General features: G+C 68.5%; 20 protein-coding genes. 7 read left to right on the top strand and 13 right to left on the bottom strand.

The genetic code is table 11. The features are described from left to right. Nucleotides 1-144: 144 nt before the first annotated feature. Nucleotides 145-1,302, bottom strand: a complete 1,158-nt coding sequence (locus ACFVW6_RS30365) for an epoxide hydrolase family protein (protein WP_378832457.1) — start codon at nt 1,300-1,302, stop codon at nt 145-147. 82 nt (nt 1,303-1,384) lie between these two features. After that, entirely contained in the window at nt 1,385-2,080 is a 696-nt protein-coding gene (locus ACFVW6_RS30360; RefSeq protein WP_378832459.1) for an alpha/beta hydrolase, read from the bottom strand. A gap of 110 nt (nt 2,081-2,190) precedes the next feature. Between ACFVW6_RS30360 and ACFVW6_RS30355 the strand changes: the two genes are divergently transcribed. Further along, nucleotides 2,191-3,150 carry a cupin domain-containing protein gene (locus tag ACFVW6_RS30355; protein WP_378832461.1) on the top strand — a complete coding sequence of 320 codons (960 nt, stop codon included), beginning with the start codon at nt 2,191-2,193 and terminating at the stop codon, nt 3,148-3,150. Between the two features lie 53 nt (nt 3,151-3,203). On the opposite strand, the gene nrdF is transcribed toward ACFVW6_RS30355, so the two are convergent. After that, the gene (gene nrdF, locus ACFVW6_RS30350) at nt 3,204-4,166 is read right to left on the bottom strand and encodes a class 1b ribonucleoside-diphosphate reductase subunit beta (protein ID WP_019048442.1); all 963 of its coding nucleotides are present in this window, start codon (nt 4,164-4,166) and stop codon (nt 3,204-3,206) included. A gap of 477 nt (nt 4,167-4,643) precedes the next feature. On the opposite strand from nrdF, the gene ACFVW6_RS30345 reads away from it, so the two are divergent. Together ACFVW6_RS30345 and ACFVW6_RS30340 are read left to right on the top strand one after the other, a co-directional pair. Beyond that, nucleotides 4,644-5,594, top strand: a complete 951-nt coding sequence (locus tag ACFVW6_RS30345) for a hypothetical protein (RefSeq protein ID WP_378833848.1) — start codon at nt 4,644-4,646, stop codon at nt 5,592-5,594. A 126-nt stretch (nt 5,595-5,720) separates the two neighbouring features. Continuing rightward, nucleotides 5,721-6,701, top strand: a complete 981-nt coding sequence (locus ACFVW6_RS30340) for a peptidase (protein WP_378833850.1) — start codon at nt 5,721-5,723, stop codon at nt 6,699-6,701. Between the two features lie 10 nt (nt 6,702-6,711). Here ACFVW6_RS30340 and mgtE read toward each other — a convergent pair whose 3' ends face one another. Then, on the bottom strand, nt 6,712-8,169 hold the full coding sequence (gene mgtE, locus ACFVW6_RS30335; RefSeq protein WP_355282248.1) for a magnesium transporter: 1,458 nt from the start codon (nt 8,167-8,169) through the stop codon (nt 6,712-6,714). 355 nt (nt 8,170-8,524) lie between these two features. Continuing rightward, nucleotides 8,525-9,106: a TetR/AcrR family transcriptional regulator gene (locus tag ACFVW6_RS30330; RefSeq protein ID WP_378833854.1), complete on the bottom strand. Its 582-nt coding sequence runs from the start codon at nt 9,104-9,106 to the stop codon at nt 8,525-8,527. Nucleotides 9,107-9,186: 80 nt separating this feature from the next. Here ACFVW6_RS30330 and ACFVW6_RS30325 point away from each other — a divergent pair, with 80 nt between their 5' ends. After that, nucleotides 9,187-9,873, top strand: a complete 687-nt coding sequence (locus ACFVW6_RS30325; protein WP_378833856.1) for a DUF899 domain-containing protein — start codon at nt 9,187-9,189, stop codon at nt 9,871-9,873. On the opposite strand, the gene ACFVW6_RS30320 is transcribed toward ACFVW6_RS30325, so the two are convergent. Continuing rightward, nucleotides 9,852-10,385: a hypothetical protein gene (locus ACFVW6_RS30320; RefSeq protein ID WP_355282256.1), complete on the bottom strand. Its 534-nt coding sequence runs from the start codon at nt 10,383-10,385 to the stop codon at nt 9,852-9,854. The two genes, ACFVW6_RS30325 and ACFVW6_RS30320, sit on opposite strands and share 22 nt — an antisense overlap. Nucleotides 10,386-10,564: 179 nt before the next feature. Here ACFVW6_RS30320 and ACFVW6_RS30315 point away from each other — a divergent pair, with 179 nt between their 5' ends. Both ACFVW6_RS30315 and ACFVW6_RS30310 read left to right on the top strand, forming a co-directional pair. Then, nucleotides 10,565-11,557: an LLM class F420-dependent oxidoreductase gene (locus ACFVW6_RS30315; protein WP_378833859.1), complete on the top strand. Its 993-nt coding sequence runs from the start codon at nt 10,565-10,567 to the stop codon at nt 11,555-11,557. A 323-nt stretch (nt 11,558-11,880) separates the two neighbouring features. Next, complete coding sequence (locus ACFVW6_RS30310; protein WP_378833942.1) at nt 11,881-13,326, top strand: cellulase family glycosylhydrolase; 1,446 nt, start codon at nt 11,881-11,883, stop codon at nt 13,324-13,326. A gap of 259 nt (nt 13,327-13,585) precedes the next feature. On the opposite strand, the gene ACFVW6_RS30305 is transcribed toward ACFVW6_RS30310, so the two are convergent. Next, the gene (locus ACFVW6_RS30305) at nt 13,586-14,992 is read right to left on the bottom strand and encodes a DUF2252 domain-containing protein (RefSeq protein ID WP_378833862.1); all 1,407 of its coding nucleotides are present in this window, start codon (nt 14,990-14,992) and stop codon (nt 13,586-13,588) included. 180 nt (nt 14,993-15,172) lie between these two features. Between ACFVW6_RS30305 and ACFVW6_RS30300 the strand changes: the two genes are divergently transcribed. Continuing rightward, on the top strand, nt 15,173-15,625 hold the full coding sequence (locus ACFVW6_RS30300; protein WP_378833864.1) for an RDD family protein: 453 nt from the start codon (nt 15,173-15,175) through the stop codon (nt 15,623-15,625). Nucleotides 15,626-15,635: 10 nt separating this feature from the next. Here the strand turns inward: ACFVW6_RS30300 and ACFVW6_RS30295 are convergent, their stop codons facing one another. From ACFVW6_RS30295 to ACFVW6_RS30270, 6 genes are all read right to left on the bottom strand, one after another. Beyond that, nucleotides 15,636-15,956, bottom strand: coding sequence for an NUMOD3 domain-containing DNA-binding protein (locus ACFVW6_RS30295; RefSeq protein WP_378833867.1), 321 nt, complete (start codon nt 15,954-15,956; stop codon nt 15,636-15,638). Continuing rightward, entirely contained in the window at nt 15,904-16,245 is a 342-nt protein-coding gene (locus tag ACFVW6_RS30290) for a hypothetical protein (RefSeq protein ID WP_378833954.1), read from the bottom strand. The genes ACFVW6_RS30295 and ACFVW6_RS30290 overlap by 53 nt, the downstream gene beginning before the upstream one ends. Nucleotides 16,246-16,276: 31 nt before the next feature. Then, on the bottom strand, nt 16,277-18,406 hold the full coding sequence (gene nrdE, locus ACFVW6_RS30285; RefSeq protein WP_378833945.1) for a class 1b ribonucleoside-diphosphate reductase subunit alpha: 2,130 nt from the start codon (nt 18,404-18,406) through the stop codon (nt 16,277-16,279). An 11-nt stretch (nt 18,407-18,417) separates the two neighbouring features. Continuing rightward, the gene (gene nrdI, locus ACFVW6_RS30280; RefSeq protein ID WP_355282273.1) at nt 18,418-18,888 is read right to left on the bottom strand and encodes a class Ib ribonucleoside-diphosphate reductase assembly flavoprotein NrdI; all 471 of its coding nucleotides are present in this window, start codon (nt 18,886-18,888) and stop codon (nt 18,418-18,420) included. A 23-nt stretch (nt 18,889-18,911) separates the two neighbouring features. Continuing rightward, the gene (locus tag ACFVW6_RS30275; protein ID WP_355282275.1) at nt 18,912-19,145 is read right to left on the bottom strand and encodes a redoxin NrdH; all 234 of its coding nucleotides are present in this window, start codon (nt 19,143-19,145) and stop codon (nt 18,912-18,914) included. Nucleotides 19,146-19,538: 393 nt separating this feature from the next. Further along, nucleotides 19,539-20,108: an NAD(P)H-dependent oxidoreductase gene (locus ACFVW6_RS30270; RefSeq protein ID WP_355282278.1), complete on the bottom strand. Its 570-nt coding sequence runs from the start codon at nt 20,106-20,108 to the stop codon at nt 19,539-19,541. Nucleotides 20,109-20,120: the final 12 nt, after the last annotated feature.

The following is a 20,120-nucleotide window of genomic DNA, read 5'->3' as shown; positions in this document are numbered from 1 at the left end:
GGAAAAGCCCGATTTCCATGGGCAAACCGCAGGTAGCAGCGTGATTGCTAGCATGGCCGGCACCGATCCATGGCCTCCAGCTCTACCTGGACGCGGCGAAGGCCTTCGACGACCCGGACCTGCGGGCGCCCTGGGACCGCTGAGTCAGCGCAGGCCGCGGAAGAACGCGCGGATGTCGCCGACCAGCAGGTCCGGCGCCTCCATCGCCGCGAAATGCCCGCCCCGGTCGAACTCCGACCAGTGCACGATCCGCGCGTTGCCCTCGGCGTAGCGGCGGATCGCGACGTCCTCGGCGAACACCGCGACACCCGTGGGCGCGACCGACGGGGTGGTCGGCCAGGACGCGGTATGTGTCGCCTCGTAGTACAGGGCGGCCGAGGAACCCGCGGTACCGGTGAGCCAGTAGAGCGTCACATTGGTGAGCAGCCGATCGCGGCGCACGGCCGCCTCCGGGAGGCCGTCGGCCGGGAACGTCCACTCCTTGAACTTCTCCACGATCCACGCGAGCTGACCGATCGGTGAGTCGTGCAGGCCGTAGGCGAGGGTCTGCGGGCGGGACGCCTGGATCCGGAAGTAGCCGCTGCCCTCGCCTTTGAACAGCGCGAGCCGATCGAGCCGGGCCAGTTCGGCCGCGGTCATCGTCGCCTTGTCCGCGTCGGTGACCGGCCCGAACGGCAGGAAGCCGACGGTCGCGGCATTGACGTGCACGCCGATCACCCGGTCACCACCCGCCCGCCCGACCTCGGGCGTGATGAACGCGCCCCAGTCGCCGCCCTGCGCGCCGAACCGCTCGTAGCCGAGCCGGTCCATCAACTCCACCCAGGCGGCGGCGATCCTGGCCGGGTTCCAGCCGGTGTCGGACACCGGACCGGAGAAGCCGTAGCCGGGCAGCGACGGAATCACCAGGTGGAAGGCGTCGGCCGGATCGCCGCCGTGCGCGCCCGGATCGGTGAGCGGCCCGATCACGTCGAGGAATTCGACGATCGATCCCGGCCAGCCGTGCGTGAGCAGCAGCGGCGTCGCGTCGGGCCGCGCCGACCGCACGTGCAGGAAGTGGATGCGCTGGCCGTCGATCTCGGTGGTGAACTGCGGGAAGGAGTTCAGTTCCGCCTCGGCCGCGCGCCAGTCGTAGCCGGTGCGCCAGTATTCGGCCAGCTCCCGCAGGTACGCGACCGGAACGCCGCGGCTCCACTCGGCGCCGGGCTGCTGGGCGGGCCAGCGCGCGTCGGTCAGCCTGCGACGCAGGTCGTCCAGCTCGCGCTGGGCGATGTCGATCCGGAACGGGGTGATCGCGTTGCTCATACCAGCGACGCTACGGACGAATCCCGAGCACCGGAACCCGCGACGCCGCCCGCCGGTGAAAACAGCGGGCGGCGTAGCGGATTCAGCTCGCGACGGCGGCGGCCGCGGTGTCGATCAGGTCGACGATCGCCCCCGGCTGCGAGGCCAGCGACGCGTGACTCGCGGCGAGTTCGACGATCTCGCGCGGGTTCATCCGCTCGGCCATCCGCCGCTCGTTGTCCGGGTGGATCATCCGGTCCTCGGTGGACACCTGGTACCAGGTGGGCTTGACCTTCCAGGCGGGCGCGGTGACGGTGTCACCGAAGGTCGACCCGAGCGGCGCCTTCTGCGTCACCGCCATCACCAGCGCCTCCTCGGCGGTCAGGTCCTGACAGAAGCTCTCGTGGAACTTGTCCTGCGCGATCCACAGATAGCCGTCCGAATCCGGCGCGATATTCGCGAACGCGGCGGGCGGGTGCTGCTCGCTGATCGCGCCCGGGCTCTCCCCCGCGTCGGGGGCGAAGGCCGCGACGTAGACCAAGCCGGCGACATTGGGCAGGTCACCGGCCTCGGTGATCACCGCACCGCCGTAGGAGTGGCCGACCAGCAGCACCGGTCCGTCGACCTGGGCCACCATCTTCCTGGTCCGCTCGGCGTCATCGGCGAGCGAGGTGAGCGGATTCTCCACCGCGTGCAACGCCGGATAACCGCGCCGGTTCAGTTCCACGATCACCTTCGCCCAGTGCGCGGCGCCACCCCAGAAACCATGAACCAGAACAACTGTCGGCTTGGCAGCCATGAGATGCCTTTCTCTCGGTCGGGTTCTCGGCGGCCGGATCGTCCGATGCGTTGCGAGACGATTGACGCGACGAGCAAGATCCACGATATTTGGATGATGAGGCAAATACCATGACCGATGGACCGGGAAAATTTGCCGATCGACCAGACACCGCCGATCCCCTCGCGCCCGATACCGAGCTGGACGCCCTCTCGGACATCCTGCACACGGTCCGGTTACGCGGTGATCGCCTCGTCCGCTGCGCGCCGCCGGCACCGTTCGCCATCGCGCTTCCGGCCGGTCTCCGGCTGCTGCACATCGCCGAACGCGGCGAGCTCGAGCTGCGCGTCGACGACCGCTCGTTCACCCTGCGCGAGGGCGATATGGCTCTGCTCGCCCGCGGTGATCGCCATGTCCTCGGCGCGGGCACCCCGGCGCTCGCCGAACGCGGCCTCACCACCGCCGACACCTTCCGCCGCGTCGGCGACCTGGCCGATCCGGCGGCGCCACGCTGGGTCACCGGCACCTTCGAGGTCGAGGAGGTGATCGCCGACCCGCTGCTGTCGGTCCTGCCCGCCGTGGTGCTGATCCGGGCAGGCGCCGAGCGCGACTGGCTGACGCTGAGCCTGCAACTGCTCGTCGTCGAGATCACCGATGCCAGACCCGGTGCGGGCGTGATGATCTCGCGCATCCTGGATCTGCTGTTCATCCACGCGCTGCGCGCCTGGTCGGCCGCCGACGACACCGCGCCCGGCTGGCTGACCGCGGCCCTCGACCCAGCCTTCGGCCCGGTCCTCACCGCGATCCACAACCGCCCGGACCACCCGTGGCAGGTCGCCGAGCTGGCGGCGCTGGCCCGGCTGTCCCGGTCGGCCTTCACCGACCGGTTCACCCGGCTGCTCGGGCAGTCGCCCGGCGCCTACGTCACCGATCGGCGCCTCGAGCACGCCGCGCATCTGCTCGGCTCGACCGCGCAACCGGTCGGCCGGATCGCGGGCGCGGTCGGCTATCACTCCGAGGCCGCGTTCAACCGCGCCTTCCATCGCCGCTACGGCATGCCGCCGCTGCGCTGGCGCAAGCGCGCGCACTGACGACGGCGGCGCACCCGAACAGGTGCGCCGCCGTCGTCAGTGCGGGGGTTCGCTCAGAACTCCCAGTCCTCGTCCTCGGTGTTGACCGCCTTGCCGATGACGTAGCTGGAACCCGAGCCGGAGAAGAAGTCGTGGTTCTCGTCGGCGTTGGGCGAGAGCGCCGACAGGATCGCCGGGTTCACCTCGCACTCGTCCTTCGGGAACAGGCCCTCGTAGCCGAGGTTCATCAGCGCCTTGTTGGCGTTGTAGCGCAGGAACTTCTTGACGTCCTCGGTCAGCCCGACCTCGTCGTAGAGGTCCTGGGTGTAGTCGACCTCGTTGTCGTAGAGCTCGAAGAGCAGCTCGAAGGTGTAGTTCTTGAGCTCGTCGCGCTCGGCCTGGGAGACCAGCTCCAGGCCCTTCTGGTACTTGTAGCCGATGTAGTAGCCGTGCACGGCCTCGTCGCGGATGATCAGGCGGATCATGTCGGCGGTGTTGGTGAGCTTGGCCCGCGAGGACCAGTGCATCGGCAGGTAGAAGCCGGAGTAGAACAGGAAGCTCTCCAGCAGCGTGGAAGCGACCTTGCGCTTGAGCGGGTCCTCGCCGTTGTAGTACGACAGGACGATCTCGGCCTTGCGCTGCAGGTTGCGGTTCTCCTCCGACCAGCGGAACGCCTCGTCGATCTCCTTCGACGAGCACAGGGTGGAGAAGATCGAGCTGTAGCTCTTGGCGTGCACCGACTCCATGAACGCGATGTTGGTGTACACCGCCTCCTCGTGCGGGGTGAGCGCGTCGGGGATGAGCGAGACCGCGCCGACGGTGCCCTGGATGGTGTCCAGCAGCGTCAGGCCGGTGAAGACCCGCATGGTGAGCTGCTTCTCGTCGGGCGTCAGGGTGTTCCAGGAGGGGATGTCGTTGGACACCGGCACCTTCTCCGGCAGCCAGAAGTTGCCGGTCAGGCGATCCCAGACCTCGGCGTCCTTCTCATCGGGCACCCGATTCCAGTTGATGGCGCTTACCCGATCGATGAGCTTCATTCCGCCTCCGCACCTTTCTGCCTCCACCGTTGACCCGCACCGCCGCCGTGCACGAGCTCGTTCACCCTGAACACTACTCGTAGTGGGTGACAACTCCCGTGAGCACAACAGCTTGTGTTGCGGCGCGCCGAACCCGACCACTCCGACCGGACACCCGCGCCACACACGCGGCCCCTATTGTGCGGCACGACCGCCGCCGCGCCACCATCGCATCACCCGTGATCCGCCACCGGCATGCGGCCGCGACCCGCCCTGTGAATCCGGCCACTCGGCGTGCTTTGCATTCTCCGCGGGCACCCGGCAAACTGCGGCTGGTGGGTCCTCGGCACGGGCGCGCGATCACGACAGGGGGATCCACCATGCTTCGTCGGCCACTCGGCACCGTCGTCCCGAAAACCGTTCCGGCCGTGGCAGATCCGCGCGCCCAACGACGAGACATCCTGAGCCACACCGCCGAACCGTTCCGGGAGGACTGACGTGCGCCGACTGGTCCCGCTCATCGCCGTGGCCCTGACCCTGCTCGCGTGCCAGCGAACGCATGCGCCGGACACCATGCCGACCGGCGGATTCTGGTCCACCGCGGCGGTTTCCGATCAGGAGAAGGCGGCGGTGCTGCGGAAGGTGCGGGCGATCGACGCGTGCGCGCTGGTCCCGCGCGCGGCGGTGACCTCGCTGGGGACGGTGCGGGACGTGGAGAACGTGCACCCGAACCAGTGCCGGATGGGGATCGCGGTCGACGGGCACCTCACCGGCATCGACGCGACCTGGACCACCGGGGTGATGTTCTCCGGCGAGCCCACCATGGACGCCCCGGTGACCGAGCAGGCCATGGGCGATGTGCGGGTCCTCTTCGACGACGAGCCCTCCGGTTCGGCCGACCCCCAGGTGCGCGGCAGCTGCCAGGTGTGGGCGCGCTTCGTCGCGGGCGCCGATCTGTCGATGAGCGTGCGCGCGCCGAAGGACGCGTGCGCCACCGCGGAGGCGCTGATGCGGATCGCGCTGACCACGTGGCGCACGGACCCGGCGCAGGGCAGCTCTCCCGACTCGGATCGGACGGTGGTCACCGGGGCCGATCCGTGCGCGGTCGCGCCGCTGCTCGGGGTCCGGGTGCCGGTCACCGATCAGGCCGTCACCACGTGCAGGCTGACCATCGACGGGCACCAGGCGATCATCACCTTCGACTACAACGAGGAACGCTCGATCACCGACGACACCCCGGCCTTCACGGTGGGCACGCGGCAGGTCTACCGGTTCGACGCGCCCGCGGCGCAGTCCGGTATCGCCTCGCTGACCGCGATCGTGGGCCCCGCCATGGCGCCCGGGCCCACCGACGCCCTGCTCGGCCCGCGCGTTCCCACGGTCTCGGTCACCGCCGATTCGGGTGCCGCCGAGCAGATCATGCGCGAGACCCTGCCGCTGCTGCGCTGAGACGGGCGCGGTCACAACGTTCTGGGAACGACCGGCGCGAGATGTTTGCGGCCTGGTTGCCCCGGCGGGCAGACTCGATGGTCGGGCGCGTGTCCGAGCCCGGCTCCGTCGAGGACAGGGGTGCTGATGGACCGCAGGATGGCGCTGGCCGCTGCCGCGTTGCTCGTCTGTGCCGGATGCGGCGACGACGAGGGCTCGGCACCCGACTACCACACCTTGCCGCCGCCTCCGGCCCCCGTGATGCCCGCCCCGCCACCGCAGTTCTGGTCGCAGGTGCCGCAGGATCAGGCCGGGCGCGACGCGGTGGCCCAGGCGACCCGCCAGGTCGACGTCTGCGCCGTGCTGCCCAGGGCAGCGCTGGCACCGCTCGGCGAGGTCAGCAGCGTAACCGTCGGCCTGGACTCGTGCCGGGCGATCCTGGGCAGCGCCACCTCAGGTGCGGGCACCACCCTCACCTGGCACGCCACCCTGCTCCCCGGCCTGACTCCGGGCGGCCGTGGCGTCACCAAGCAACTCGGCGACGTCACCGTGCGCCTGGTCCCCGACCGCGACGCGGGCGAGCCCCGCTCGTGCGGCGCCACCGCGCACTTCCCGGCCGGCGCCGCGTTCTATCTCGGCCTGTCCACACCGCCGGGCCGGAATCCGTGCACGGTCGCCGACGAACTGGTCCCCGGCATGATCGACCGCTGGCGGCAGTCACCACCCCAGGGCACCTCCCCCGACACCGTCCCGACCGTGCTGCTCGGCGCCGATCCGTGCGCGGTCCGCACGAAACTCGCCGACACGGTCCCCGACGACGAACAGCGCCTGACCCAGTGCCTGTTCGGCTACCGCGGCGAGAAGATCACCGTCGGCTACGAGTACCGCGTCCCCGCCTACCTGGCCGCCAACAGCACCGAGGAACACATCGACGGCCGCGTCGTGCACCGCTCGGTCTCGGTCTACGACAACCGGATTCCGATCTACACCGCCGCCGTCGGCCCCGAGCTCCCGGCCGAATCCACCGCCTTCGGCCGCCGCATCCCCATCGTGGAGGTCGTCGCCGCCACCGACGACGTCGCCAGGGACGTCATGTCCCGCGCCCTCACCCTGTTCCCCCAGAGCTGACCGGTCCGCCTCAGATGCCGAGGACGAGCTTGGCGGTGGTGAAGTAGATGATCAGGCCGGTGGCGTCGACCAGGGTGGTGACCATCGGAGCCGAGACGACGGCGGGATCGATCCGGAACTTCTTGGCCAGCAACGGCATCGTGCCGCCGATGGTGGCGGCCCAGCCGCAGATGATGACCAGGGTGATCGCGACGACGACGGCGATCTTGGGGCCGACGAAGAGCGTGCCGATCAGCAGGCCCGCCGCGGCGAGCATGCTGCCGAGCACCAGGCCCACCCGGCATTCCCGCCAGATCACCTTGAACAGGTCAGAGGCCCGCACCTCGCCGACGGCCAGGGCGCGCACGCACGCCGTCGCCGCCTGCGCGCCCGCGTTGCCGCCCGCGCCGATCAGCAGCGGGATGAACAGCGCCAGGCTGGCCGCCTGCTCGAGCGTGGTGGAGAAGATGTCGGTGACACTGACCGTCAGGGTGGCGGCGAACAGCAGCAGCATCAGCCACAGCGCCCGGTAGCGCGCCAGCTGGAACACCTTGGCGGCCATGTAGTGGCCCTCCCACGGTGCCGAACCGGCCTGCTTGGCCACGTCCTCGCTGTCGGCGGCCTCGAGCACCTCCATCGCGTCGTCGATGGTGAGCAGCCCGACCACCCGGTCCTCGCTGTCGACGACGACCAGGTTGATGTCGTTGGTGGAGCTCATCAGGCGCGCGGCCTTCTCGGCGGAGTCGGTGGCCCGCGCGAACGCCGGTTCGGTGACGACGAGTTCGGACACCATCGCGTCCGGCGCGTGCAGCACCAGCTCGCGCAGCTCGACGATCCCGGTGAGCCGGCGACCACAGTCGACGACCGGCAGCGTGTACACCGTCTCGGCGTTGCCGCCCTTGGCCCGCACCCAGGACAGCGCCTGCGCGACGGTCAGATTGTCCGGCAGCGCAACGACTTCCGGCGTCATGTACTGGCCGACCGAGCCCTCCGGGTAGCCGAGCAGCGCGGCGGTCATCCGGCGCTCGCGCGGGCTCAGCCCGGCCAGTACCTTCTTGGCCACCTTGGCCGGCGCCTCGTGCAGCATGCGGGCGCGGTCGTCGGGGTCCATCGCCTCGACCAGATCGCGAAAGCTCTTCTCGCGCAGGCCCTGCAGGATCTGCTGCTGGTCGACCGGCTCCAGTTCCTCGAAGACGGTGATCGCGCGGTCCTTGTCGAGCAGCCGGAACACGACACCGGCCTGCACGGCGTCCATCCGGGCCAGCGCGTCGGCGATGACGTGCGGCGGGCGGTTGTCGAGCCACTCCATGGCACCGTCGACCCGGTGGGTCTCGACGAGGTGGCGCACCGATTCCGACAGGATCTCCAGCGCCTCGGTCACCGAGTGGTCGTCGGTGCCGGACCGGCGGTGCTGCTGCGGCGAATCCGCTTCCGGCACAGCGGAATCGGCGGGTACGTGACGTGCTTCGACGAGGTCGATCTGCGACATGGGACAGTCCTCTGGCGCGACAGCGCGCATGCTCGCGGCGCGGCCGCGGGGATGCTACGAAAGTGGATCGGGAGACGGTGTTGCCCACCGCGGGCGTCCACCACCACGGCTGTCACGCGCAGCCGAACCAGATCGGCCGAGAATCAGCGAGAGAGCGAAGGGGCGACGCCGCGCGGCCTTCGACTGGGGGGTTCGCTGCGCATCGCAACACCACCTCCTCGTCGTCGCTGCAGGCCATCGCCGCTGCAGATCGCTTGGAGTACCCACCCGGGCACGCCCTTCCACCTGCAGGGTACATGCGGAGCCCAGACGTTTCATCTTTACACTGACGTACCACTGGTCACAGTGACCTCGATCACACTTCCCGGGGCAGTCCGGCCACGACGGTGTCGACCGCCTGCTCGGCGAGGCCCCACAGCTCGGCGCGGTCGAGATGACGCAGCGGCCCGCGCAGCGCGAGCTCGGCGAAGCCGTGCACGGTGGACCAGCAACTCCAGGTCGCGGCCGGGCGTGCCGCGGGCGCCAGATCGCCGATGTGGACCATCATGTCGAGCGCGTCGGCGAGGGCGAGGTAGGCGGGCGAGTCGCGCACCGACTCCGGCGAGGTGTCGCCCGCGCCGAAGAAGGCGACGGCGAACCAGCCCGGCTCGGTCAGCGCGAAGGCGATATAGCCGAGGCCGACCGCGCGCAGGCTGTCGCGCGGGGTGGCCGGGCTCCGGTCGGTGGCCATGCCGGTCGCCATCGCGGCCTCGATCGCCGCCGACACCGCGCGCAGCAGCGCCTGCCGGTCGGGAAAGTGCCGGTAGGCGGCGTTCGGGGTGACCCCGACCCGGCGGGTGACCTCGCGGATCGTCAGCGCGTCGGGACCACCGGCCCTGGTGAGCTCCAGCCCGGCCGTGACCAGCGCGGCGGCGAGATCGCCGTGGTGATAGGCCAACCCTTGAGCTCCCTCCGACTGAAGTGTACGGTGTGAACATATCAAATGTGCACGCCGTACACATTCAGAGGAGTTGCCTCATGACCGCTTTGCCGACCATCGTCGATCGCGACACCTGGCAGGCCGAACTCGACGAGCTCCGGATCAGGGAGAAGGCCGCGACGCGCGAACTCGACGCCGTCGCCGCGCAACGGCGCAGGCTGCCCGCCGTCGAACTGCCCCCGTACACGCTGAAAGCCGAAGACGGGAGCGATGTTTCGCTCGCCGAGGTCTTCGACGGCAAATCCCAGCTGATCACCTACCACCACATGTGGACCGACGGGAACACCTGGCAGTGCCCGGGGTGCACCGGCCTCACCGCGCAGTACGCCCGGCTGGATTTCCTCGCCGCCTACGACGCGCGCTTCGTCATCGTGACCCAGGGTCCGATCGAGGAGGCCCTCGCCTACAAGCGCCGCGTCGGCAACACGATGACCTGGTACTCCACCCACGACAGCCCGTTCGGCGCCGACATGGGCGCGGGACCGGGCGCCGGTTTCGCGGTGAACACCTTCCTGCGCGACGGCGACACCGTCTACCGCAGCTGGCACACCGACGGCCGCGGCACCGAACAGCTCGCCTACACCTTCGGCCTGATCGACGCGCTCCCCTACGGCAGGCAGGAGGAATGGCAGGACAGCCCCGAGGGCTGGCCGCAGTCGCCGACCTACAGCCGCTGGCCCAGCTCCAAGGACATCGCCGCCGCCTACGGCGACCCGAACGCCTGACCGGCCGCGTCGAGATCGGCGCCGATCATCCGCTCGACCGCGGGCCAGTCGGGCGTGTGGTGCAGCCAGTCCGGCGCGGGGTCGGACTGCGCGCCGAACAGGTACAGCCGCGGCACGAGTCCGCGCAGCGCGCGGTGCACGTCGACGCGGTCGTCGATCATGTGGGTGATGCCCAATTCCGCACAGTGCGGCGCCTTGTCGGCGCGGGTGCGGCAGAACCGCAGGTGCTCGCGCGGGATGCCGGTGCGGGCGGCGAAGTCGTGGTGATCGAGCCACTGCCTGGTGCGTTCCTCGATCCGCGGGCCGCACTTGGAGATCACCCAGGCCCGGCCGCCGAAGCGGGTGACCAGGCGAGCCAGCACCGCGAAGGCGTGCGGGGTGGGTGGGGTGCTCATCGCCTCGGCGAAGCCGCCGGACAGGAAGACCGTGTCCGCGGCGCCCGGCGCGAGTGCCGCCCCCTGGATGACCCGGCCGAAGTCCACGCCGAGGCGTGGTTGTCGCATATCGTTCATACGGGTTCCAGCATGCCCGCCGGCGACGGTCACGCCAAGCGAATAACCGCCGGTCCAGGATTCAGCGCGCCGAGCGTTCAATAGTTGCCTCGGTGCGCGGCAGTGGGAAAAGTGGGCAGGGCAGCCGCGGTGCTAGGCGCCGCGACCTTCGGCTCGATCAACACACTGAGGAGAATCACGTGCGGTTCGGCATCTTCGTCCCCCAGGGCTGGCGGCTCGACCTGGTCGGTATCGAACCGGCGGACCAGTGGGCGGTGATGCGTGAGCTCGCCCAGCGGTTCGATACCGGCACCGAGTGGGAATCGATCTGGGTCTACGACCACTTCCACACCGTGCCGGTGCCGACCAACGAGGCCACCCACGAGGCGTGGACTCTGATGTCGGCGTTCGCGGCCAGCACCACCCGCGTGCGGCTCGGCCAGATGTGTACTGCCATGAGCTACCGCAACCCCGCGTACCTGGCCAAGGTGGCCGCCACCGTCGACCTGATCTCCGGCGGCCGGGTGGAGATGGGCATCGGCGGCGGCTGGTACGAACACGAGTGGCGCGCTTACGGTTACGGCTTCCCGTCGGCCGGTGAGCGGCTCGGGCGCCTGGACGAGGGCGTGCAGATCTTCCGGCAGGCCTGGCGGACCGGGCGGGCCACCCTCGACGGCAGGTACTACCAGGTCGACGACGCGATCGTGCACCCGAAGCCGTTGCAGGAGAACGGCATTCCGATCTGGATCGCGGGCGGCGGCGAGAAGAAGACGCTGCGGATCGCCGCGAAGTACGCCGACTACACCAACTTCAGCGGCGATCCGGCGGAGTTCACCCGTAAGTCGGAGATCCTGCGCCAGCACTGCGCCGAGGTCGGCACCGATTTCGGCGCGATCACCCGCAGCTCCAACTTCAACGCCATCGTCGGCAGCACCGAATCCGAAGTCCAGGAGCGCCTCTCCGCCGTCATCGACCGCTACACCCCGTTCCTCGGCGCCGACGAGGCCAAGGCCCGCGTGCACGAGCAGTTCGACACCAGCGCCGCCGTCGGCACCCCCGAACAGATCGTCGAACGCCTCACCGCCGTCAAGGATCTCGGCCTCGACTACGCCATCTTCAATTTCCCCGAGGCCGCCTACGACACCTCCGGCATCGAACTCTTCGAACGCGAGGTACTCCCCGCCCTGCGCTGACCCTCGCCCGCCCCCGATCGCCACCCGCGCGATTCGGGGGCGGACCAGCGCAGGCGGACGCGCCGGGGTCGTCGTCGCACCGCCGAGGCCGGTGGTTGCCGAGTCGCCACATCCGGTCCGGCCGTGGCGGTTCCACCCTTCCTGTGTCCTTGACCACATCGGTAGTCGGCCGCTATGGTCTCACGCCAGGTACTTGGACATGCGTTCAAATGGACGCATGTCCACCAGTGGATCGAGGGACACTGATGGCGAGAGCAGGGATTCGACGGTGGCGGTCGCCGCGGTGGGGGCGATGGGCGGCCGTGTCCGCGCTGGTGGTGGGGATGGTCGCGAGTGGCGGGGTGGCGCCGGTGGGGGCGGAGCCGGGGTTGACGCCGTTGCGGGCGCAGGGGGCGGCGCTGGTCGACGGGTTCGGGCGGACCGTGCTGCTGCACGGGGTGAACACCGTGGACAAGGACGCGCCGTACCTGCAGGCGGGTGACGGGTTCGCGCTGAGCGACGACGCGGCCGCGTTGCTCGCCCGGCACGGGTTCAACACGGTGCGGCTCGGGGTGTCCTTCGACGGCTTGATGCCGACCGAGGGCGTGGTCGACACGGCCTACCTCGATCGGGTCGAGACGGTGGTGGACACCCTGGCCGCGCACGGGATCTACACCCTGCTCGACAACCACCAGGACGGGCTCTCCGAGATCTGGGGCGGCAACGGCTTTCCCGAGTGGGCGATCCGGGCCAGGCCGGGCGAGGGCGAGCCCAATCCCGGCTTCCCGCTGTACTACCTGATGCCGAGCATGAACGCCGGCTGGGACGAGGTCTGGAACAACACCTACGGCGTCCTGGATCATCTCGGGACCGCCCTCGGCGCACTCGCCGAGCGGCTGAATGGGCGCGCGAGCGTGCTCGGCATCGAGCTGCTCAACGAACCCTGGCCCGGCACACCGTTTCTCACCTGCTTCCCGGACGGCTGCCCGGACTTCGACGCCAAGTACCAGCGCGCGCTGCAACGGCTGACCGACGCGGTGCGGGCCCGCAACGGCGCGGTGCCGGTGTTCTGGGAGCCGAATGTCACCTGGAACGAGACGATGCCGAGTCATCTCGGCAAGAATCCGCCGATCACCAGCCCGAACATCGTGTTCGCCCCGCACGACTACTGCATCCCCAGCCAGCTCGCCATCTACCTCGGACTGCCCGAGGAACTGCGCGCGGTGTGCTCGGTACAGCAGGACAAGACCTGGTCGAACATCGATTCCTTCACCGCCCGCACCGACATCCCGACCATGGTCACCGAATTCGGCGACGGCGATCCGACCGTGCTGCGCAACACCACCACCCGCGCCGACGAGCGCTTCGTCGGCTGGCACTACTGGCATTACCGCGGCACCGACGGCGACCCCTTCCGCGGCGACCTCGGCCGCGAACTGGTCCGCACCTATCCCCAGGCCACCGCGGGCACCCCGGAGGCGATGGTATTCGATTCGGCCACCGGCGATTTCGCCTATCGCTACCGTCCGGGAACCGCGTCGGCACCGACCGAGATCTACGTGTCCGACCTGGCGCTGCCCGACAGCTACGAGGTGCGGGTGAGCGGCGGCCGGGTCACCTCGGCGGCCGGGGCGCGAGTGGTCACCGTCGTGGCCGACGGCACCGCACCGGTCACCGTCCACATCCACCGGCCCGGATCATCGGGCGCCGAACTACCCGACGGCAACAGCGTCAGCGGCAGCGGCTCAGCAGCGGGCCTGCCACGCATTCTCACAGGCTCGGCGGGCTAATCGTGCCGCCCGGGCCCGCTGCCACTTCCCCGGTAGCGGGCCCGGCGGTGCCCACTCTCCGAGGCACCGCACCAGCAGCGAGTCATCCGATCATTCGAAGGACATCAACCGCGTCATCCATGCGATAGCGGGAAGCCAGGATCTTCACGGTCACCACGGGATTCCGATATCTCCGCAGTATGTTCTGCAGCGCTTGCATGGCGATCTTCTGCGAGGCCGGTAGCCGCGCGCGGAACGATGCGAGCGCCGGCACAAGCGATCAGGCCCAGCCGACCTCGTGGGCGGGGACGGTGCCGTCGGCGATCGCCGCGACCAGCTGGGCGTGGTCGCGCGTGTTCTGGTCGGCGTAGGCGCGGGCGAAGTCGACCAGGGCGGTGTCGGTGCGCTCGCTGCGGCCCAGGTAGTCGGCGATGCGGGCGGCGTCGCCGGAGCGGGCGTGGGCGCGGGCCAGGACCCGGGCGCACGCGGTGGCGAACTGTTCGAGTTGCGGTGCGACGAGGGTGCCGTCGGCGGTGACCTTCATGTCCCGGAACTGGCGGACGTAGAAGTCCATCTCGTCCACGCGGGTCCAGCCGAGGAATTTGTCGGTGGTGGACTGCAGCATGCGCTGGCCGTGGGCGACCCGCGAACCGTGGTTGTCGTAGCGACTCGGCGCCAGGAAGTCCTCGTACACCGAGCGGCCTGCCTGCTTGACCTGGATGAAGAACGGGTCGCCGGTGCGGCGTTCCTCGAGCAGCGCCAGGTAGACCCGCATGCCGACACTGCCGACCCCGACCACCTGCCGCGCGACATCGATGACCCGGAACCGGGTCAGCAGCGACCAGATGTGGTCGGGCACCGACTCGGCGTAGTCGTGTACGACCGCGCCGACGAGCCTGCGCTGGTCGGCACCGACGGCCACCCGGAACGGCGGGAGCTCGGTGATCCGCCGTCGCCCGTCCCGGATCTCGGTGAACTTGCCGAACGCCCCCCGACTGGTGCGTTTCACCGTTCCGCGCCGGATCTCCTTGCGCACCAACTCCTGTGCGCGCGGGCCGAAGTAGCCGAGAAAGTCCTCGGCGTCGACCCGCTCGTACCAGATATCGAGCTCCGGGGTGCGCGCGTACTCGGCCATGGCGGCCCGGTAGGCGACCGAGGCCGCCGCCACCGCCGCGTCCGACCGAGCGGCGGGCACCCCGTTGTCGCGGCCGAGCACGACGAGGGAGGCCACCAGGCGCAGCAGATCCCACTCGAACGGACCGGGCAGCGTCTCGTCGAAATCCCGCAGGTCGAATACGAGATTGCGCTCCGGACTCGCCCACATGCCGAAGTTCAGCACGTGCGCGTCCCCGCACAGCTGCACCCCGATCCCGGTATTCGGCCGCGACGCCAGGTCCGCGGCCATGATCGCGGCGGCCCCGCGATAGAACGTCCACGGCGAGGCCGCCATGCGCGCCATCCGGATCGGCACGAGGTCCGGTGCCCGCAGCGCGTTCTGCGCCAGCACGGTCGCCAGCGCGTCGTGCCCACGCCGCTCCGGATCCCACGCGCCGAGGTCCGACCGCGGCACGATCTTGCGCGAATCCCGCCCGCGCCCACCACGTTCCGGCCGTTCGATCCGCTCGCGTGGCGCCAACGCGAGGTCGAGCCCGTCGCCCACCGTCTTCCCCTGCTCCGCTCCGGACATCCGGCCTCCTCGACCTCGGTTCGACGAACTGCGCTTCGGCACAACAGAGCTCCGGTTCCTACCGTATCCGGCGGATTCCGGTACCGGCGCCGCCTCGCCGCGGCGCGGCGACCTGGGCCTTCCGCGGACGGCAAGGTCGCCACCGGGTGCTTGTTAAGCGACGTCGACCACGCTGGCCCCATGAGCACGACGACAGCGACCCGGCGCGCCGAGCGGACCGGCGGCTACGAGCGCGACGCCGACGGCCGATTGACCTTCGTCCGGCCCGAGAGCGCCGAGCCGCAGCGACCGAAGAGCGAATTCCCGCTCACCGGACGCACTTCCGCCGGTGACGAGACCGGGGTGATCCCCGCGTTCCTCATCGACATGGCACTGCACGCCGCCATCGGCGCCACCGTCTGGTACGTCGCGACCGGCGCGACCGCCGTCCTGTACGGCATCGCCGCCTGGCTCGGCGCTTCTTTCCTGCACCGCACGGTGGTCCAGCGGTACACCCGCACGACGATAGGCAAATGCTCGTTCGGCCTGCGGCTACGCCACGCCGACGGCAGCGACCCGACGCTGTGGCAGCTGATCGGCCAGTGGTTCCGCGGCGGCTGGTGCTGCTTCGACATCTTCGGCAGCATCGGCTGAGGAACGTGTTTCAGCTCTCGGCCCCAGGTTTGGGATCCTTCGCCAGGTCCTCGACGCAGTGCGGACAAGACTCTTTGAACACGCCCTTGTTGGTGTGATGGCGCGTGTGCGCGCTGCGCTTACTCGACGGCATCGGCCGGCCTCTCCGAACCGCTGACATCTTTGCCCGCGTCTCATCGCTGGCAGTTCGTCCGTAGTTCGGGTTTTTCGCGCCTGTTTTCTGTTCGGACAGAAGCCGACGTGTTTCCTCTGAGACTACGTGCCCGAATCCGGGATGATCAGGACCAAACTTCCCGCCGTTCGGATTCCTGATATAACGGATTCCCCTCACCGAACCGACGCACTTCTGGACGGCCGGTCGACCGGATCCGCACAGCCTCCCGCATTTCCGCAGTCCAGATCACACCAGTAGGCCGGAGCCCGCCATCAGCCAGATTGAGCAGCGGCTGGCCTTGTCTCCGCAGATACGCAATCCAGTCAATCTCCGCGCGTCCCAATTTCTTCAGTCCGTAGACCCAATCGAGGACGTCGGCAATGACATCTTTGCGATTCTGCTTCCGGTAGTCATACTCGGTGCGGAGGCGAACTCCGTAGATCACACCATCCGTCGGCGTGCCCATCAGACCTCCGCACCGAGTATGCGACAAGAAATTACAACATGCAGGAGACGCAATTCTCTATTTCAGTCCCCTGCAGCGCCATTTGACGCAGACGAATGTAATACAGCGTCTTGATTCCCTTACGCCAGGCATAAATCTGAGCTTTGTTGATATCGCGGGTGGTGGCGGTGTCCTTGAAGAACAGGGTCAGGGACAGGCCCTGGTCCACGTGCTGGGTGGCCGCGGCGTAGGTGTCGATGATCTTCTCGTAGCCGATTTCGTAGGCGTCGTCGTAGTACTCGAGGTTGTCGTTGTCGAGGTACGGGGCCGGGTAGTAGACGCGGCCGATCTTGCCTTCCTTGCGGATCTCGATCTTCGACGCCACCGGGTGGATCGAGCTGGTGGAGTGGTTGATGTAGGAGATCGACCCGGTCGGCGGGACCGCCTGCAGGTTCTGGTTGTAGATGCCGAACTCCTGCACCGAGGCCTTCAGCTCACGCCAGTCGTCCTGGGTGGGGATGCGCACGCCCGCGTCGGCGAAGAGCTGGGCGACCTTGTCGGTCTTGGGCTCCCACGCCTGGTCGGTGTACTTGTCGAAGTACTCGCCGCTGGCGTACTTCGACTCCGCGAAGCCGCCGAACGCGCTGCCGCGCTCCTTCGCGATCAGGTTCGAGGCCCGGATCGCGTGGTAGACCACGGTGTAGAAGTAGATGTTGGTGAAGTCGACGCCCTCTTCGGAACCGTAGTGGACCCGCTCGCGCGCCAGGTAGCCGTGCAGGTTCATCTGACCGAGGCCGATGGCGTGGGACTCGTTGTTGCCCTGCTCGATCGAGGGCACCGAGTAGATGTGGGTCTGGTCCGAGACGGCGGTCAGCGCGCGGATCGAGGTCTCGATCGTCTGCCCGAAGTCCGGCGAGTCCATCGCCTTGGCGATGTTGAGCGACCCCAGGTTGCAGGAGATGTCCTTGCCGACCTTCGAGTAGGACAGGTCGTCGTTGAACTCCGAGGGGGTGGAGACCTGCAGGATCTCCGAGCACAGGTTCGAGTGGGTGATCTTGCCCTTGATCGGGTTGGCCCGGTTCACCGTGTCCTCGAACATGATGTACGGGTAGCCCGACTCGAACTGCAGCTCGGCGATGGTCTGGAAGAACTCGCGCGCCTTGATCTTCGACTTGCGGATGCGCTTGTCGTCGACCATCTCGTAGTACTTCTCGGTGACGTCGACATCGGCGAACGGCTTGCCGTAGATGCGCTCGACGTCGTACGGCGAGAACAGGTACATGTCCTCGTTCTTCTTCGCCAGCTCGAAGGTGATGTCGGGGATCACCACGCCCAGCGAGAGCGTCTTGATGCGGATCTTCTCGTCCGCGTTCTCCCGCTTGGTGTCGAGGAAGCGGTAGATGTCGGGGTGGTGCGCGTGCAGGTACACCGCGCCTGCGCCTTGGCGCGCGCCCAGCTGGTTGGCGTAGGAGAACGAGTCCTCCAGCAGCTTCATGATCGGGATGACGCCCGAGCTCTGGTTCTCGATCTTCTTGATCGGCGCGCCGTGCTCACGAATGTTGCTCAGCAGTAGGGCGACACCGCCACCGCGCTTGGACAGCTGCAGGGCGGAGTTGATCGAGCGGCCGATCGACTCCATGTTGTCCTCGATGCGCAGCAGGAAGCAGGACACGGGCTCGCCGCGCTGCTTCTTGCCGGAGTTGAGGAAGGTCGGGGTGGCGGGCTGGAACCGGCCGTCGATGATCTCGTCGACCAGCTTGTCCGCCAGGCCCTGGTCACCGGCGGCCAGCGTCAGCGCGACCATCACGACGCGGTCCTCGAACCGCTCCAGGTAGCGCTTGCCGTCGAAGGTCTTGAGCGTGTACGAGGTGTAGTACTTGAACGCGCCGAGGAAGGTCGGGAACCGGAACTTCTTGGCGTAGGCCCGCTGGAACAGGCTCTTGATGTACTCGCGGCTGTACTGCTCGAGGACCTCGGTCTCGTAGTAGTTCTCCTCGACCAGGTAGTCCAGCTTCTCGTCCAGGTTGTGGAAGAAGACGGTGTTCTGGTTGACGTGCTGGAGGAAGTACTGGTGCGCGGCCTCGCGATCCTTGTCGAACTGGATCTTGCCGTCGGGGCCGTACAGGTTCAGCATCGCGTTGAGGGCGTGGTAGTCGAGGACCTCACCCGCCTCGCCGCGCACCGCGGCCTGCTCTAGGCGGGCAGTCTTGCCGGTCGGTGCTGTGGTTGCTGTTGCCAAAACAATCCCAATCCCTCTCGGACGCGCGCGACGTCCTCAGCGGTTCCCATGAGTTCGAAGCGATACAGGTACGGCACCCCGCATTTTCGCGAGATGATGTCGCCCGCAGCGCAATAGGTATCGCCGAAGTTCGTGTTGCCGGCCGCGATCACCCCGCGCAGCAGGGCGCGGTTGTGCGGGTCGTTGAGGAACTTGGCGACCTGCCGCGGTACGAGGTCCTTGTCGGACCGTTGGCCCCCCATGACGTGCCGACCACCCCCGTAGGTGGGGGTGATCAGCACGTAGGGTTCGTCGACGCGCAGCGATTCAGCGGTGTGCAGTGGAAGCCGAGTAGCCGGCAGACCCAGCTTCTCGACGAAACGACGAGTGTTCTCCGAAGCGCTGGAGAAGTAGACCAGCCCGCCCGGAGTCGTCCGTTCGGGCATGACGCCTCCTTCCGGCGAAGGTCCTAAGCGGCCGCGACGGCGAGCGACTTGATGCGGTCGGGGCGGAAGCCCGACCAGTGGTCGTCACCGGCGACGACGACGGGAGCCTGCAGGTAGCCGAGCGCCATGACGTAGTCACGCGCCTCGGCGTTCTCGGAGATGTCGATGATCTCGTAGTCCACCCCGGCCTTGTCGAGCGCCTTGTAGGTGGCATTGCACTGGACGCAAGCGGGCTTGGTGTACACGGTGATGGTCATCTAGGTTCTCCCTCTCCTATGCCTGATCCACAGCCTGTGATCCGTATGCAGTGCACGAACGGTGATGCTGCGCAAACTCCTGGATCTGGCGAAGAAAGCCCTGCTCGTAACCCCTTCCCTTGGGCCCGATCAGTGATGGCTTCACACCGTCTTCCAGTACTGGAGACACTACACCTAGTGGCCGACAGATTGGAACAACACAAGGTGTTGCGAGTCGCACAGATGTAATTCCCCTGCCGTAAGTCCCAGGACGCGCGATCGACACGCTGGGAAAACAGTGGTCCAGATCACGATTCTGCATCCCGGCGAGTCCTCAGCAAACCTCGCGGGACACGCGAAAGGGGCGTGGCGTCCACACCGGACGCGACGCCCCTCTTCGAGCCGACAGGAAGCTTACGCCGAGACCAGCGTCCCGTTCGCAGCGGCAACCAGTTCGTGCACGGTCGCGCCGAGCTGGGTCAGCGCCTCGGCGTCCTGGGCCGGGTGGGTCTGGCCGAAACGCTCGCCGATGGTGCCGAAGCGCGCGTGCGCGGCCTCGACGACGACACCGCCCGCGACACCGATCGCCTTGACCGCGTCACCGTGGGCCCACTCGGCGGCCCTGGGGCTGATGGAGGCGCTCACGACCGCGACCGGCTTGCCCTTGATCGCGCCCGCGGCGTAGGGGCGGGAGGCCCAGTCGATGGCGTTCTTCAGCACGGCGGGCAGGGTGCCGTTGTATTCGGGGGTGACGAGCAGGACGGCGTCCGCCGCGGCGACGGCGGCGCGCAGCGCCTCGGCCTGCGCGGGGACCGCGCCGGGGACGTCCAGGTCCTCGTTGTAGAACGGGATCTCCGCGAGACCCTCGTAGATCGTGATGTCCGCGCCCTCCGGCGCGGTCTTCACCGCGGCCTCGGCGAGCTGGCGGTTGATCGAGCCCGCGCGCAGGCTTCCGACGAGAGTGAGGATGCGGGTCCCGGCCATGACGACTCCTGG

The organism is Nocardia sp. NPDC058244, from assembly GCF_042882065.1.
GTDB lineage: Bacteria > Actinomycetota > Actinomycetes > Mycobacteriales > Mycobacteriaceae > Nocardia.
The sequence above is the reverse complement of the archived record's forward strand: the minus strand, read 5'-3'. Positions and strand labels throughout refer to the sequence as shown.